At 58.7% G+C, this 15,715-nt stretch carries 13 protein-coding genes (1 of these 13 only partly in view); 6 read left to right on the forward strand and 7 right to left on the reverse strand.

Annotated elements, in window-relative coordinates; translation table 11 throughout:
* Together rapA and rluA are read left to right on the forward strand one after the other, a co-directional pair.
* On the forward strand, positions 1–1,930 hold the 3' portion of the coding sequence (rapA, locus tag CK910_RS00650) for an RNA polymerase-associated protein RapA (protein ID WP_098980674.1). The gene continues 938 nt to the left of window position 1, outside the view; 1,930 of the gene's 2,868 nt are visible here — the last part of the coding sequence; its start codon lies beyond the left edge, outside the window; its stop codon occupies positions 1,928–1,930.
* Positions 1,931–2,039: 109 nt separating this feature from the next.
* The gene (gene rluA, locus CK910_RS00655; RefSeq protein WP_098980675.1) at positions 2,040–2,696 is read left to right on the forward strand and encodes a bifunctional tRNA pseudouridine(32) synthase/23S rRNA pseudouridine(746) synthase RluA; all 657 of its coding nucleotides are present in this window, start codon (positions 2,040–2,042) and stop codon (positions 2,694–2,696) included.
* Positions 2,697–2,753: 57 nt separating this feature from the next.
* Here rluA and CK910_RS00660 read toward each other — a convergent pair whose 3' ends face one another.
* From CK910_RS00660 to CK910_RS00680, 5 genes are all read right to left on the reverse strand, one after another.
* Positions 2,754–2,942, reverse strand: coding sequence for a hypothetical protein (locus CK910_RS00660; protein ID WP_080741189.1), 189 nt, complete (start codon positions 2,940–2,942; stop codon positions 2,754–2,756).
* Between the two features lie 58 nt (positions 2,943–3,000).
* Positions 3,001–4,932, reverse strand: a complete 1,932-nt coding sequence (locus CK910_RS00665) for a putative bifunctional diguanylate cyclase/phosphodiesterase (protein ID WP_098980676.1) — start codon at positions 4,930–4,932, stop codon at positions 3,001–3,003.
* A 23-nt stretch (positions 4,933–4,955) separates the two neighbouring features.
* Positions 4,956–5,453: a molybdopterin-binding oxidoreductase gene (locus CK910_RS00670; protein WP_172955411.1), complete on the reverse strand. Its 498-nt coding sequence runs from the start codon at positions 5,451–5,453 to the stop codon at positions 4,956–4,958.
* 96 nt (positions 5,454–5,549) lie between these two features.
* Entirely contained in the window at positions 5,550–7,184 is a 1,635-nt protein-coding gene (groL, locus tag CK910_RS00675) for a chaperonin GroEL (RefSeq protein ID WP_043554921.1), read from the reverse strand.
* A 39-nt stretch (positions 7,185–7,223) separates the two neighbouring features.
* Entirely contained in the window at positions 7,224–7,517 is a 294-nt protein-coding gene (locus CK910_RS00680) for a co-chaperone GroES (RefSeq protein WP_005318973.1), read from the reverse strand.
* Positions 7,518–7,750: 233 nt separating this feature from the next.
* Here CK910_RS00680 and CK910_RS00685 point away from each other — a divergent pair, with 233 nt between their 5' ends.
* Positions 7,751–9,103 (forward strand): MATE family efflux transporter, encoded by a 1,353-nt coding sequence (locus CK910_RS00685; protein ID WP_172955192.1) that lies wholly within the window; start codon positions 7,751–7,753, stop codon positions 9,101–9,103.
* Positions 9,104–9,127: 24 nt separating this feature from the next.
* Here the strand turns inward: CK910_RS00685 and CK910_RS00690 are convergent, their stop codons facing one another.
* Positions 9,128–9,604, reverse strand: coding sequence for an FxsA family protein (locus CK910_RS00690; protein WP_043142052.1), 477 nt, complete (start codon positions 9,602–9,604; stop codon positions 9,128–9,130).
* A 451-nt stretch (positions 9,605–10,055) separates the two neighbouring features.
* Between CK910_RS00690 and aspA the strand changes: the two genes are divergently transcribed.
* The 3 genes from aspA to CK910_RS00705 all read left to right on the forward strand — a co-directional run bounded on the left by aspA (position 10,056) and on the right by CK910_RS00705 (position 14,231).
* Positions 10,056–11,498: an aspartate ammonia-lyase gene (gene aspA / locus CK910_RS00695; RefSeq protein WP_098980678.1), complete on the forward strand. Its 1,443-nt coding sequence runs from the start codon at positions 10,056–10,058 to the stop codon at positions 11,496–11,498.
* Positions 11,499–11,625: 127 nt separating this feature from the next.
* On the forward strand, positions 11,626–12,945 hold the full coding sequence (locus CK910_RS00700) for an anaerobic C4-dicarboxylate transporter (RefSeq protein WP_042872604.1): 1,320 nt from the start codon (positions 11,626–11,628) through the stop codon (positions 12,943–12,945).
* Positions 12,946–13,145: 200 nt separating this feature from the next.
* Positions 13,146–14,231, forward strand: a complete 1,086-nt coding sequence (locus CK910_RS00705) for a porin (RefSeq protein WP_098980679.1) — start codon at positions 13,146–13,148, stop codon at positions 14,229–14,231.
* 88 nt (positions 14,232–14,319) lie between these two features.
* On the opposite strand, the gene mdtH is transcribed toward CK910_RS00705, so the two are convergent.
* Positions 14,320–15,513, reverse strand: coding sequence for a multidrug efflux MFS transporter MdtH (mdtH, locus tag CK910_RS00710; protein ID WP_098980680.1), 1,194 nt, complete (start codon positions 15,511–15,513; stop codon positions 14,320–14,322).
* Positions 15,514–15,715 lie beyond the last annotated feature (202 nt).

Raw genomic sequence — 15,715 nt, forward strand, 5'->3', positions numbered from 1 at the left:
GACCCCGGATCAGCTGGGCCACCAGAGCCACTTTGCCCGTCTGCGCCTGCTCGATCCCGAGCGCTTCTACGACTACGACGCCTTCCTCGTCGAGGAGCAGGCCTATGGCCAGGTCGCCAGCGCAGCCCAGGAGCTGCTGGATGGCGAGAGCCTGAGCGACGAAGCCAAGCAGATCCTCGCCAGCCAGCTGGAAGGGCTGGATTTGAGCGATGCCGCCGCCCGCCAGCAGGCCGTCGCCACGCTGCTGGATCAGCACGGCACTGGCCGGGTGCTGTTTCGCAACAGCCGCGCCAATATTCAGGGCTTCCCGGAGCGTCACCTCAACGTCTACCCCATGCCGCTGCCGGAGCAGTACAAGACCGCCATCAAGGTGATGGGCATGATGGGCGGCAACGGCGGTGAGCTGCAGACTCGCGCCCTGCGCTACCTCTATCCAGAGAAGATCTTCCAGCAATTTGAAGGTGAGAACGCAACCTGGACCCAGTTTGATCCCCGCGTTGACTGGCTGCTGGAGCTGCTGCTCTCTGCCCGCCAACAGAAGGTACTGGTGATCTGCTCGGAAGCGGCTACCGCCATCGCGCTGGAAGAGGCGCTGCGCACCCGTGAAGGGATCCGCGGCACAGTATTCCACGAAGGAATGTCCATTCTGGAACGAGACAAGGCCTCCGCCTATTTCGCCCAGCAAGAGAGCGGTGCCCAGGTGTTGCTCTGTTCCGAGATAGGTTCAGAGGGTCGCAACTTCCAGTTTGCCAGTCATCTGGTGCTGTTCGATCTCCCCCTCAACCCGGATCTGCTGGAACAGCGCATCGGCCGTCTGGACCGCATCGGTCAGCAAAATACCGTCGAGATCCACGTTCCCTATCTGGAAGGGACTGCCCAGCGTGCCTTGCAGCTCTGGTACCACGACGGGCTGGATGCATTCGAGCAAACCTGTCCGACCGCCCGCCCGGTATTTGAAGCCGTGCGTGACGAGCTGTTCGAACTGCTTGCCGCCAATACGGGTGATCAAGCCGCTCTGGATGCCCTGCTGGCCAGGACACGGGAGATCCACGAGCCGCTCAAATCTCGCATGGAGCAAGGCCGTGATCGTCTGCTGGAGATCCACTCCAGCGGTGGCGTGGCTGCGCAGCAACTGGTCGACAAGCTGACTGCCGAAGACGATGACACCGGCATGATCTCCTTCGCGCTCAAGATGTTCGACGAGATCGGCGTCAATCAGGATGACCGTGGCGAAAATGCGCTGGTGCTGACACCGGGGGATCACATGCTGGTCTCCAGCTTCCCGGGCCTACCCCAGGATGGCATGACCATCACCTTCGATCGTCCAACCGCCCTGTCGCGGGATGACATGGCGCTGCTCTCCTGGGATCACCCCATGATGCGCGGTGGCATCGACCTCATCCTGGGCTCCGAGATCGGCGCCACTTCGGTGGCTCTGCTCAAGAACAAGGCGCTGCCGGTCGGCTCCATCCTGCTTGAGCTTATCTTCGTGGCCGAGTCTGCGGCTCATCCCCAGCTCTACCGCTTCATGCCGCCGACGCCAATTCGCCTGCTGATGGACAAGAACGGCCAGAACCTGGGTGAAAAGGTGGCGTTCGATGCCTTCAACCGCCAGCTGACCCCGGTCAACCGCCACCTTGGCAGCAAGCTGGTAACCGCTTCCCAGCCGGTGATCCACGGCCTGATTGGCAAGGGCCAGCCGATTGCCGAAGAGCTGAAAGCCGGGATTGTCGACAAGGCACGCACCCAGATGGCGCAGACCCTGCAGCAGGACCTGGATCGTCTCGAAGCACTCAAGGCGGTCAATCCGAACGTGCGCGACAGCGAACTGGATTATCTGCGCAATCTGCAGGCAGAATTGCACCACCTGATCGATCAGACCCAACTCAAGCTGGATGCCATCCGCTTTATCGTGGTCACCCATAACTGACGCGATACTGAAGAGACATGACCGGCTCACGCGGGATCCCATGCCCTTTATGATTGTGGTTACCCATAACCGATGGGGGCTTGCCCCCACCTTCTGATGCGAGACATTTATGTTTGAATACTCACCGCCTCTGGAACCCTGGCTCGATATCCTGTTCAAGGACAAGGACATCATGGTGGTCAACAAGCCCACTGGCCTGCTGAGCGTCCCCGGGCGCGGCCCCGAGAATGAAGACAGCGTCCTGCATCGGGTGAAACAGCAGCACCCCAAGGCGGCGGCAGCCCATCGCCTCGACATGTCGACCACGGGGGTCATTGTCATCCCTCTCACTCCCAATGCCCATCGGGAGCTGAGCCGGCAATTTCGCGAGCGGGAGACCGAGAAGCACTACCTCGCCTGGGTATGGGGCGAGCCGGAAGCGGACTCGGGTCAGGTAGATCTGCCGCTCTGTGTCGACTGGCCCAACCGTCCGAAACAGAAGGTGGACTTTGAGGAGGGGCGCCACGCCCTGACCCTGTGGCAGAAACTGAAGGTGGAGAACGGCAACAGCCTGATCAAGCTGACCCCCATCACGGGCCGTTCACACCAGTTGCGCGTCCATATGCTGGAGCTGGGGCACCCTATACTGGGTGACAACCTCTATGCCCATCCGGACGCGCTGGCGGCGGCCCCCCATCTCTACCTGCATGCGGCCATGCTGACCATCAGCCACCCGCGCAGCGGCGAGCGGATGACCTTTGAAGCTCCCGCACCTTTTCCGCTATAGGCCAGATCCTGGACATAAAAAAGCCCCCATCAGTTGATGGGGGCTTTTTCATTATGATCAGACGCGAATATCGATTTTACTCCCCAGTGTGGAGCTGGCCGATGTCGCTGCGGTCGGGGCTGATTGAGCAGCCGTCTGGAGCAGTTTCAAAGCGGCTTCACCATCCTGGGTTTGCTGTTTTTTGGCCAGACTGGCTGTCAGCAAAGCAGAACCAAATGACGTTGATGCAGAACTAGATATATCCATGGTGTACCTCCTGCCCTAAGACTATCGGCCATCCTGTGCCAGACATGAATCATTTTGGCTAAATTAAATACGTCTTGTTGGGTTGACGCCGCTCCAGCCACTGCTCTTCCATCTCCAGCAAGGTCTGATAGACCTTCTCTGCCTGCTCGGGGCGACTGAACAGATAGCCTTGTCCGTAAAGATGAATGTCGGTGAGGGTGCGCAGCACATCGAGCTGGGCCTGGGTTTCGATTCCCTCACACACCAGACTCTTGCCCAGCATGGAGCCCATGCGGCAAATGTTGGCGACCAGCTCCGAGGCTTCTACCGAGGTATCGATCCCCTGAATGAAGGAGCGATCTATCTTCACCTTGCTGACCGGCAGTTTCTGCAGATAACTGAGAGATGAGTAGCCGGTCCCGAAGTCATCCAGTGCCAGCTGTACCCCCTGCTGATTGAGATCCTGCATCAGCTGCAAAGAGTTTTTCACCTCGCGCATGGTGGTGTCTTCCGTCACTTCCAGTACCAGGCTGGCAGCCGGGATATGGTGCTCCATCAAGGCCTTGGCCACCAGCTTCAACAAGTTGCGCTGGTACATGCCAGGCGAGATGTTCACGCACATCTGCAAGTCGACCAGCCCGAGCTGCTGCCACTGATAGAGCTGCTCACAGGCGGTATTCAGTACCCAGCTGCCCAGTTTCTCGGCCAGCTGGAACTCTTCCGCTACCTGGATCACCTCATTGGGCGGAATGAAACCCAATTCAGGATGGCGCCAGCGCAGCAAAGCTTCGACCGCCTCGCAGCGGCCACTTTCGAGATTGACGATGGGCTGGTAATAGAGCTCGAGTGCGTTGTGCTCCAGCGCCATTATCATGTCGCTGGCCAGATGCTTGCGACGCGCCGTCTCATTGAGCAGCGAATTGTCATAGATGACATAAGGGACATGGGTCTTGCGACTGTGGAACAGCGCCTGCTCGGCCCGACTGAGCAGCTCCTGCGTCAACTTGCTGTCCATCGGGAAGAAGGCGATGCCGATCCCCACCTCCAGCCGGAACGGATAATTGTCGATGATGATGTCCTGCTTGAGTGCATGGAGCAGACGGGCCACCAGCTCCCTCACCTGCCGCAGGTCACTGCTCTCGCGCTGGATCATGGCAAACTGATCGCCCCCCAGGCGCGCTACCCACTCGCCGTTTTCACACAGGCTGCGGATCCGCTTTGCCAGCTCCTGCAGCAGGAAATCACCTGTGTTGTAGCCGAACTTGCTGTTGATATCGCGAAAATCGTTGATATCCACCAACACCAGCCCGAACGGTGTCTCCTTGGTCGCGTAGGACTCCATCTTCTCCAGCAACGCCAGCCGGTTGGCCAGCCCGGTCAGGGGATCGACCCGTGCCGCACGGAAGTGCCGGCGAGCCTCGCGGATCAGCAGGCCACTGAGCAGCATCACCGACAGCACCAGGCCGGATACCATGAACAGCAGGGCATTGCGCAGCTGGCCGAAACGCTTGTCATTGCCCGAATAGACGTTGATGTTCTTCTGCATGACAGACGCAAGGGAGTAAGAGAGTGGTTCCTGCAAGGGGGCCAGTCGCATCATTATTTGCTGATAGTCCGGCGTGCCAGACTTCAACTGGGTGATGTTGGGCTCCATCTCGCGGATATTGCTTTCGATCAGCTGCACCAGCCGCAGTGTCTTCTGCTTGTCTTTCATGCTCTGGCGCAGCTGGCCACTGAGCAGAATGGGCGTGCGGCTCCAGAGGATGTCGTAACGCAGCATCAGGGTGTCGTGATCGATACCGCCATAATGATAGATCTCGACGGAGTTGAGGAAGCGCCCCAACTCCAGCTGCAGTTGCATCAGGGCCCAGGAGACATCATAGGTATATTTCTCCATCACCCGGGTCGCATTCTGTATCTGCGCGAGGCAATACAAGGTACTTCCCGTGAACAACAGGATGGATAGATAAAGCACCACAAGTAAAGGCCACGCCTTGGTCTTTGCTTTCACCCGCACTCCCGCAAACCATTCTATCAATGCTGGATATCAACCGAACTCAGTTGCCAGATCATCATGTCGGTAAATTCTGACCGTTTCAGCTCAGGATACTGATCCAGCGGTAGGATAAACCAAAGCGGCCCCTTATTCCGTACCCGCATGGTAACCCCGTCATCCTGCCAGGCCAGAATGGGATCATATTGTTTGACCTTATCCCAGTTGATCCTGATCTGGAAACTGTTCAATGCGGTCAGAGTAATGGCCTTGCCATCCGCCCCGACGGCAGTCAGCACATCTGCCAGTTTGGGCCCCACATACTTGTGCGGTTTGTCGACCCAGGGGTTGCTCGTCACTATCTCGTGCTGTGGCAGCGCCTTGAGCATGGCCAGATCGAAGGCAACGACCCCCTCGGTCGCCTCGGCGGGCATCACATTGCCGGTCACCTTCAAGATGACGGGTCCCTGCGGCGCCTCCAGGGCCATGGCTGGCATTGCCAGAGAAAACAGTAATGTAATCAAACCCAGTACACGCATATTCACCTCAGATAAAGTTGCCAACGATAGACTCAGTTTAGTCGCCATAAAAAAAAACGGCTCGCAAAAGCGAGCCGTTTGGTAACCATGGCCGAATTACATCATGCCCATGCCACCCATGCCGCCCATGTCAGGCATGGCAGGGGTATCTTTCTTCGGCAGCTCGGTGATCATGCACTCTGTGGTGATCATCAGGCCGGCGATGGAAGAGGCGAACTGCAGCGCAGAACGGGTCACCTTGGTCGGATCCAGGATACCCATGGCCAGCATGTCACCGTACTGTTCGGTGTAGGCGTTGTAACCGAAGTTGCCTTCACCATTCTTCACGGCGTTGGCAATGACGGAGGCTTCTTCGCCGGCGTTGATGACGATCTGACGCAGCGGTGCTTCCATGGCGCGCAAGGCAACCTTGATACCCACGTTCTGGTCTTCGTTGTCACCGCGCAGATTGGCCAGCTTGGCAGCGACGCGCACCAGCGCGACACCACCACCGGCAACCACACCTTCTTCTACGGCAGCGCGAGTTGCGTGCAGGGCATCGTCAACGCGGGCTTTCTTCTCTTTCATCTCGACTTCGGTAGCGGCGCCGACCTTGATCACGGCAACGCCGCCAGCCAGCTTGGCTACGCGCTCTTGCAGCTTCTCACGGTCATAATCGGAAGAGGTATCTTCGATCTGCTGACGGATCTGGGCCACACGGCTCTCGATCAGGGCTGCATCACCCACGCCATCGATGATGGTGGTGTTTTCTTTGGTGATGACGATGCGCTTGGCACGGCCCAGGTCTTCCAGAGTCGCTTTTTCCAGCTCCATGCCCACTTCTTCGGAGATCACGGTACCACCGGTCAGCATGGCGATATCCTGCAGCATGGCCTTGCGACGGTCACCGAAACCGGGTGCCTTGACGGCAGCCACTTTCACTATGCCGCGCATGGTGTTGACCACCAGGGTCGCCAGCGCTTCGCCTTCCACGTCTTCGGCAACGATCAGCAGCGGCTTGCCAGCTTTGGCAACGCCTTCCAGCACCGGCAGCATCTCGCGGATGTTGGACACTTTCTTGTCAACCAGCAGGATGAAGGGATCATCCAGCTCGACGGAACCGGTTTCCGGCTTGTTGACGAAGTAGGGAGAGAGATAGCCGCGATCGAACTGCATGCCTTCTACTACAGCCAGCTCGTCGTCCAGGCCCTGACCGTCTTCAACCGTGATGACGCCATCACGACCGACTTTGTCCATGGCTTCGGCAATCAGCTTGCCCACTTTCTCATCGGAGTTGGCGGAGATGGTACCCACCTGAGCGATGGCATTGTTGTCGGCACACGGCTGGGACAGCACTTGCAGCTCGGCAACGGCAGCGATGACGGCCTTGTCGATGCCGCGCTTCAGATCCATCGGGTTCATGCCGGCGGCAACGGCCTTCAGGCCTTCGTTGACGATGGCCTGAGCCAGTACGGTCGCCGTGGTGGTACCGTCACCGGCGGCATCGTTGGCCTTGGAAGCAACTTCCTTGACCATCTGGGCACCCATGTTCATGAACTTGTCTTCCAGCTCGATTTCGCGAGCAACGGAGACGCCATCCTTGGTGATGGTCGGGGCACCGAAGGACTTGTCCAGTACCACGTTGCGGCCTTTCGGGCCCAGGGTGACCTTGACGGCATCGGCCAGGATGTTGACGCCTTCGAGCATCTTGATGCGGGCTTCGTTGCCAAACTTGACTTCTTTAGCTGCCATTTTCTTCAATCCTTAAATCAATTCGGGGAAAAGGGTGAATTACGCTTCGACAATCGCCAGGATGTCGGTCTCGGACAGGATCAGTACATCCTGACCATCCAGCTTCTCGGTCTTCACACCGTAGCCTTCGTTGAAGATCACCTTGTCACCCACCTTGACGGCGAGGGCTTTGACGTCGCCATTGTCCAGAATTCGGCCAGTCCCCACGGCAAGTACTTCACCACGGGTGGACTTCTGGGCCGCAGTACCAGTCAAGACAATGCCGCCAGCGGATTTGGCTTCAGCTTCGATGCGCTTGATGATGACGCGGTCGTGCAGTGGACGAATTTTCATCGATAACTCTCCCAAAATGAGTCTCTGTGTTGCTTTGAGGAATGGCCATTCCTGGCCAAATTAGATATGCCTCTGATGTGGGGCGTTTTTGTTAACCCTTCAAGGGCAAATACAAAAAAAATATTTTCACGTACTATGAATATCTTCGATGGATCGCCCGTGTCCCGGTCAGGAAACCGGATTTGCGCTGCTTGCAGCCAGAACGCACTTCGCCAGATGCAAGAGACGAGCCCGTGACCCGACCCAATCCCATGCTGACCGCCCCCATGACCTCCGTGTTGTTGCGCATGACGGGCCCCATGATACTCGGCATAGTCGCCATACTGGCGTTCAACCTGGTCGACACCTTCTTCATCGGCATGCTGGGCACCCAGGCGCTGGCGGCCATCAGTTTTACCTTCCCGGTCACTTTCGTGGTGACCTCGCTGGCGATGGGGCTGGGGGCCGGGCTCTCGGCCGTGATTGGTCACGCACTCGGCCAGGGCCGGCATGACGAAGCCGCCCGCATCACCACCGACAGCCTGTTTCTGGCCGTGGTGCTGGTGACCCTGCTCTCTGTACTGGGCGCCCTGACGATAGTTCCCCTCTTCACCCTGCTCGGGGCCAGCCGTGAGCTCATCTCGCTGATCCACGACTACATGCTGATCTGGTACCTCACTGTGCCTCTGCTGGCGCTGCCCATGGTGGGAAATGCCGCCATCCGGGCCACAGGCGATACCAAGACCCCGAGCCTGGTGATGGGGGTGGCGGGACTGGTCAACGGTGTGCTGGATCCCCTGCTCATCTTCGGCATAGGCCCTTTTCCCGAGTGGGGGATCCGCGGGGCTGCCATTGCCACCTCGATCTCCTGGTTGATGGCCATGCTGGTCAGCCTCTATATATTGCGCCATCGGGAAGGCCTGCTGTTGTGGCGCCTGTCATCCAGGCCAAGACTGCTTGCTCACTGGCGCGCCCTGTTGCACGTGGCGGTACCGGCCTCCTTGACCAACATACTCAACCCGCTGGCCAATGCCGTGTTGATGATCATCTTCGCCGGCTTGGGCACCGAGGTGGTGGCCGCCTATGGCGCCGCATCGAGAGTGGAAGCCTTGCTGCTTATCGTGATGATGGCGCTCTCTTCCGTGCTGGCCCCCTTCATTTCTCAAAACTGCGGAGCGGGCAACCCGGCCCGCGCCAAGGCGGCACTGCAGTTCTGCATGCGCTTCGCCCTGCTGTTCCAGCTCGGCGTCTACGCCCTGACCTGGCTGCTGGCACCGCTCATCGCCAACCTGTTCAGCGATCACCCGCAGGTGGTGCGTCTCATCATCCTTTATCTGCATCTGGTGCCCATAGGTTACGGCTTCCAGGGCATGGTGATGCTGCTGGCCTCGGCGCTCAACGGTGTCAGGGCCTCGAGCGTCTCGTTTCTGTTCAACGGGTTGCGACTGTTTGTCTTCTTGCTGCCAGGAGCCTGGCTGGGGGCGGAACTGGGTGGGGAACAGGGGGTCTATCTGGGGATACTGCTGGCCAATCTGGCGGCGGGCATACTGGCCTGGTGGTATGCCCGTCACCGCTTCGAACGGCTGTGCCATCAGGGCAGGCCCTGACAGGCACAGTCTCAATACTGAGGTTTATTCTTTACGTTCAAATTCGCCTTCTATGGTGGTCCCGCCACGATTGGCCTCACCCGGTTGTTCCTCACCAGGACGCGCCTCGAACGTAGGCTGCTGCGCCTGAAAACCGCCCATCTGCATCCTGAACTGGCCGCTGCCCACCAGCTTGTCGGCCAACCTGTTGCGCAGCCAGGGCTGCAACAGCAAGATACCGAAGATATCGGTCACAAACCCCGGAATGATCAGCAGCAAGCCGGCCAGCGCCAGCATCATGCCCCCTATCACCTCGCGGCCCGGCATCTCGCCCTGCTGCATCTTTTGCTGCGCATTGAGCAGGGTCTTGATGCCTTCACTGCGCACCAGCGATGACCCGATCACGGCGGTCAGCACCAGCAAGCCGACGGTTGGCAAGGCGCCAATCACTGAACCCACCTCGATCATCACGGTTAGCTCGAGCAGCACCAGACCGACCAACAACAGAAATAACTTGCCCATAACAACCTCAGTGCGGGTGAATTTGAATGAATCTCAGGTCGGTGGCAGCCACCGAAATAATCTTGCTGCCAACCCACCATGATATAGGTCCTTGATAATTAAAATGGGGGTACCCCCTCGTTTTTCAAGTCTGAAGGGTGATAGCACGCCGGATATTCAGAAAAAACGGCCTGCTGGACTGTGATTGAAGTCCTTGTTCTGTCAAAGTAAATCGTTCGATTGCAATATCTGTTTAATGACCACAAGTTATTTGAGGTTGTCTCAAATTTAGTGATCCAGGTCTAATATCAGATACCTCAATTGAGGTAATATCGACGCCAGTAATTAAGGGAGCAAAAAAGCCCCCAACTGCCCCACTCGATGTGTGGTGCTTCAGGATGAGCCGTGCGTAAGGAACTCGCGACCACTCGGTGAGGATCGTTTCCATTTATCTGATTTCTGAGGCATTACAATGAGCGACATCAAGAACGTCCGCATTGAAGAAGACCTGCTGGGCACCAAAGAAGTTTCCAATAATTTCTACTACGGTGTGCACACCCTGCGCGCTGTCGAGAACTTCAAGATCAGCTCTCAGAAGATTTCTGACGTTCCGGAATTCGTCCGCGGCATGGTACTGACCAAGAAGGCCGCCGCCATGGCGAACGGCGAACTGGGCACCATCCGTCCTGAGATTGCTGACAAGATCGTAGAAGCCTGCGACCTGATGCTGAACACCGGTAAATGCTTCGACCAGTTCCCGGTCGACGTTTATCAGGGTGGTGCCGGCACCTCCGTCAACATGAACACCAACGAAGTACTGGCCAACATCGCCCTCGAGATCATGGGTCTGGCGAAAGGCCGTTACGACGTCATCAACCCGAACGACCACGTCAACAAGTGCCAATCCACCAACGACGCCTACCCTACCGGTTTCCGCGTTGCCGTGGTGAACAGCACTGACACCACGCTGCATGCGCTGGAAGCGTTGATCGCCGCCTTCGATGCCAAGGCCGCCGAATTCAAGAGCATTCTGAAGATGGGTCGTACCCAGCTGCAGGACGCGGTTCCCATGACTCTGGGCCAGGAATTCCACGCCTTCGCCGTCACCCTGCGTGAAGAGATCAAGTCCATCAAGCGTTGCCAGGAGCTGCTGCTGGAAGTGAACCTGGGCGCGACCGCCATCGGTACCGGCCTGAACACCCCGCCCGAGTACTCAGCCCTGGCCATCAAGCGCCTGGCCGAGATCACCGGTCGTGCCTACGTACCGGCTGAAGATCTGATCGAAGCGACCTCCGACTGCGGCGCCTACGTGATGCTGCACGGCGCCATCAAGCGTCTGGCCATGAAAATGTCCAAGATCTGTAACGATCTGCGTCTGCTCTCCTCCGGCCCGCGCACCGCGCTCAAAGAGATCAACCTGCCGGAAATGCAGGCCGGTTCCTCCATCATGCCGGCCAAGGTCAACCCGGTCATCCCGGAAGTGGTCAACCAGAGCTGCTTCAAGGTATTCGGTAACGACGTCACCATCACCTTCGCCGCCGAAGCTGGTCAGCTGCAGCTGAACGTCATGGAGCCGGTGATTGGTCAGGCCATGTTCGAATCCCTGAGCCTGATGGAAAAAGCCTGTATCTCCCTGCGCGAGAAGTGCGTCGAAGGCATCACTGCCAACCCGGAAATCTGCATGAACCACGTGCTGAACTCCATCGGTATCGTGACCTACCTGAACCCCTTCATCGGCCACCACGAAGGGGACATAGTCGGCAAGATCTGCGCCCAGACCGGCAAGAACGTCCGTGAAGTCGTGCTGGAACGCGGCCTGCTGACCGCAGAGCAGCTGGATGAAATTCTCTCCATCGAGAACCTGATGAACCCGCAATACAAAGCCAAGCGCTACACCCGCGAAGCCACCGTATAAGCGAGCAAATGGGCCGGGTTTATCCCGGCCCATAAAGTCAGTTCCCGATCGGTCTCACCCAGCCCCATCGGGAATTGGCTTTTCTGCCAAATAAAACCTAAAAAAACTGGAAAATGGAGTGTTCACTATGATTGTTATCGAGTTACTTGTCGTGCTCGCCGCTATCTATCTGGGAGCCCGGATAGGCAGTATCGGTATCGGCTTTGCCGGTGGTCTGGGTGTGCTGGTACTGACCTGGGGCCTGGGGGTACAAATTCCGAGCGACCAGCTGGTCACCTTCATCCCCTGGGACGTGATCATGATCATCGCGTCCGTCATCTGTGCCATTGCCTGTATGCAACTGGCCGGTGGCATGGACTACCTGGTGTCGCTGGCAGAAAAGGCCCTGCGCAAGAATCCCAAGTACATCACCTTCGCCGCCCCCATAGTCACCTATCTGATGACCATGCTGGCCGGTACCGGTCACACCGCCTTCTCCACCCTGCCGGTGATCGCCGAAGTGGCCAAGGAGCAGGGCATTCGTCCTTCCCGTCCGCTCTCCATCGCGGTTGTCGCCTCCCAGATCGCCATCACGGCTTCCCCGATCTCCGCGGCCGTAGTTGCCTTCTCCGGCATGCTGGAGCCGTTCGGTGTCGACTACCTGACCCTGCTGGCCATCTGCATTCCGTCCACCTTCCTCGCCTGTATCCTGGGTGCCTTCATTGCCAACATGATGGGCAAACCGCTGGAGCTGGATGAAGTCTATCTGGAGCGTAAAGCCAAGGGGCTGATCAAGCTGCGTGGCACCACCAAGCTGGAGCTGAAGCCTTACGCCAAGGTTTCTGTCTGGATCTTCATCGCCGCCATCGTGGCCGTCATGGCCTATGCCACCGCTATCTCGGGCAAAGTGGGCCTGATCGCCAATCCGCCGATCCCCCGTGACGGTGCCATCATGGGCATCATGCTGGCTGCTGCCACCATCATGACCCTGGTCTGCAAACTGGACGCCACTCAAGTGACCAACATGCCGACCTTCAAGTCCGGTATGTCCGCCTGTATCTGCGTACTGGGTGTGGCCTGGCTGGGCAACGTCTTCGTGAAAGGCAACATGGACACCATACAGCTGATCGCCGGCGACCTGCTGAACCAATACTCCTGGCTGCTGGCCGTGGTGCTGTTCTTCGCCGCCATGCTGCTCTACTCACAAGGCGCCACCACCAAGGCCCTGATGCCGGCCGCACTGGCACTGGGTGTCAGCCCGCTGACCGCCATCGCCTCGTTCGCCGCCGTGAGCGCCCTGTTCGTACTGCCGACCTACCCGACCCTGCTGGCCGCGGTCGAGATGGACGACACCGGCTCGACCCGGATCGGCAAGGCCGTGTTCAACCACCCCTTCTTCATCCCCGGCACAGCGACCATCGCTTTCGCCGTGGCACTGGGCTTCTTCTTCGGCGGTCTGATACTCTGATCAGCATTTCATGCCATAAACCTTCAAACGGCCCGCTCTGGGCCGTTTTTTATGCCTCGTTTTTACGTCAAATCATTAATTAATCCTCATGCGCTTCAGTTTCTATCAAGGTTCGCAGATCTACTCTGGGGTATCGGAACAGAGACCGATCAACAGGGCCGAGCACAGGTCCGACAGTGTTTACACCAGAGGAATGAACAATGAAAAAGACCGCATTGACTATGGCCATCTCCAGCGTGCTGCTGGCCGGTGGTGCGCAAGCCGCTACCGTCTATGACCAGAATGGCACCAAACTCGAGATCGGTGGCCGTGCTCAAGGCATGTACTACGGTACCGATGACAACGGCGCCGAAGGTGATCAGAGCTACTTCCGTCTGCACGTTGCCGGCGAAACCAAGATCGACAACGAGCTGACCGCGTTCGGCTTCGCTGAATACAACCTGCCGGTCTCCGGCTCCGACAACGACGAGCTGCGTTTGGCTTACGCCGGCATCAAGCACGATCGTTTCGGTGCCTTCAGCTATGGCCGTCAGGATGGTCTGTTCACCAAAGCCGTGAACGACTACACAGACGTGCTGCCTGAGTGGGGCGGTGACGGCCTGGGTAAAGACACCGAAGTGTTCGGCACCGGCCGTACCAACGGCCTGGCCCAGTACATCTACACCTATCAGGGTCTGACCCTGGGTGCCCAGTTCACCGGCAACAACGATCCGCAGAACGCCGACCGTTCCATGATGCACGGCCCGAACAGCAACTGGAATTCTGAAGGGTCTGCTGAAGGCTTCGCCCTGTCCGCCAACTATGACTTCGACATGGGTCTGAGTCTGGGTGCCGCCTATAACCAGGCTGGCAAGACCGACGAGCAGGCTGACAACGCCGCCTTCGGTGGCGACCGCGATGCCAAGCTGTACGGCGTGGGCGCCAAGTACGAAGCCGGCGATCTCTACCTGGCCGCGACCTACTCCCACGGTGAAGACCACCTGTTCGTCAACAACGGCTACGCCGAGAAGATGGATGGCTACGAAGCCGTGGCCCAGTACACTGTTGGCAAGTTCAAGCCGTCCCTGGCTTACCTGCGCACCGACGTGAAGGACAACGCTCGCGGTATCGATGACACCGCCACCGAATACGTATCCATCGGGGCCTGGTACAACTTCACCGACAACTTCAACGCCTATGTTGATTACAAGATCAACCTGTTGGACAACGTCAACGGTACCCACACCAACTCGCTGGGCAAGAACACCGACGACGTGGTCGCCGTGGCCCTGCAGTACAACTTCTAAGTAATTGGAAGTCAGTTATACCCTGTGATACCAATGTCTACTGTTTGAATTACTTCCGGCCGCCCTGCGGCCGGTTTTTTATTGCCCGTCAGATGTTGACCCGCGCCAGACTCGGCTCGCGGTGAAAGCAGTTCACCAGCAGCAGCAAGGTCGTCACGCCGACCGTCCCCAGCACCAGCCAGGGTAACCAGGGCTGCCCCTGGGCATTGGCGTAATCATGCAGGGCACCGCCCCCCACGTATCCCGTCATGCCACCGAGCGCCAGCCCCAGCCGGCTGAAGCCCATGTAACTGCCACGCGCGCCCGGCTGCGCCAGCTTGGTCATGAGGGTCTCCCGCGCCGGCTCGGCGATGACGATCCCCAGATAGAAACAGGCAAGCAGCATGAAGACGGCGGGCAACGTAGTCGCAAACGCCACCAGCCCGATACCGGCCGTCATCAGCAACACGCCCGCCATCAGCCGGCTCTCCAGCTTGAAGTGCTTCTCGCCATAACGGGCGAGAGGGTAGAGCAGCGCCAGCGAGATGGCGGTCTCCAGGGTATACATCCAGCCCACCGCCGTGGTGCTGCCCGCCATCTGTTTCACCAGGATGGGGAAGATCAGCATCACCTGCACCCAGAGCGCGTAGTAGCCGCTCAGGATCAGCACCAGCCGGCAGAACGCCTTGTCCGCCAGCACTTGGCCGAGGCCGGCCCGGATCGGCGTCGGCCGCTGCGAGAGCTTGTAGGGCGGCAGGATCAGCAGGTTGCACAGGGCCGCACAGACAAACAGACCGGCCCCCAGCAGGCAGACATACTCGAAGTCGAAGTTGAGCAGCCAGCTGCCGAGCAGGGCCCCCACCACGGCGCCCGCGCTCTCCAGCATCATCAACAGGGAGATGTAGCGACCCCGCTGGCGCGGACGGGTGAACTTGATCACCAGGGCGGCGCGGGGTGGGTCGAACAGACAGCCCCCCAGTCCCGAGATGATGCAGGAGAGGATCAGCTCAAGCCCGCTCTGGGCATAGGCCAGACTGGCAAAGCCCGCGGCCCGCAACAACATGCCGCCCACTATGAGTGGCCGGGCGCCAAACTTGTCTGCCAGCGAGCCCCCCAGCACCCCCAACCCCTGCTGGGTCAGCTGACGCAGCCCCAGCGCCAGACCGACCACCCCGGCCGCCCAGCCAAGCTGATCCACGAAGCGCAGGCTGATCATGGGCATCACCACGAAAAAACCCAGGATCACCAAGAGGGAATCCAACGCCAAAAACCACCGCCCCAACCGCCTCGCCCGCTCTACCATGACTGCCTGACCCCTGCTTCGCTAATGACATCCAACTCGCTCGTCTCATCGCCCGGATGACGCCGTCGCCAAACCGGGTCAAGGGTGACTGCAACCCTCTGACCCGGCATGGCAATATGCCAATGCACAACGATTGATACTGCTATTCTGGAAGGCCGCCAGATATAGTGGTAGCCGACAACTGGCTATATTTCATATTGGA

Source organism: Aeromonas sp. CA23, assembly GCF_002587065.1.
Lineage (GTDB): Bacteria > Pseudomonadota > Gammaproteobacteria > Enterobacterales > Aeromonadaceae > Aeromonas > Aeromonas bestiarum.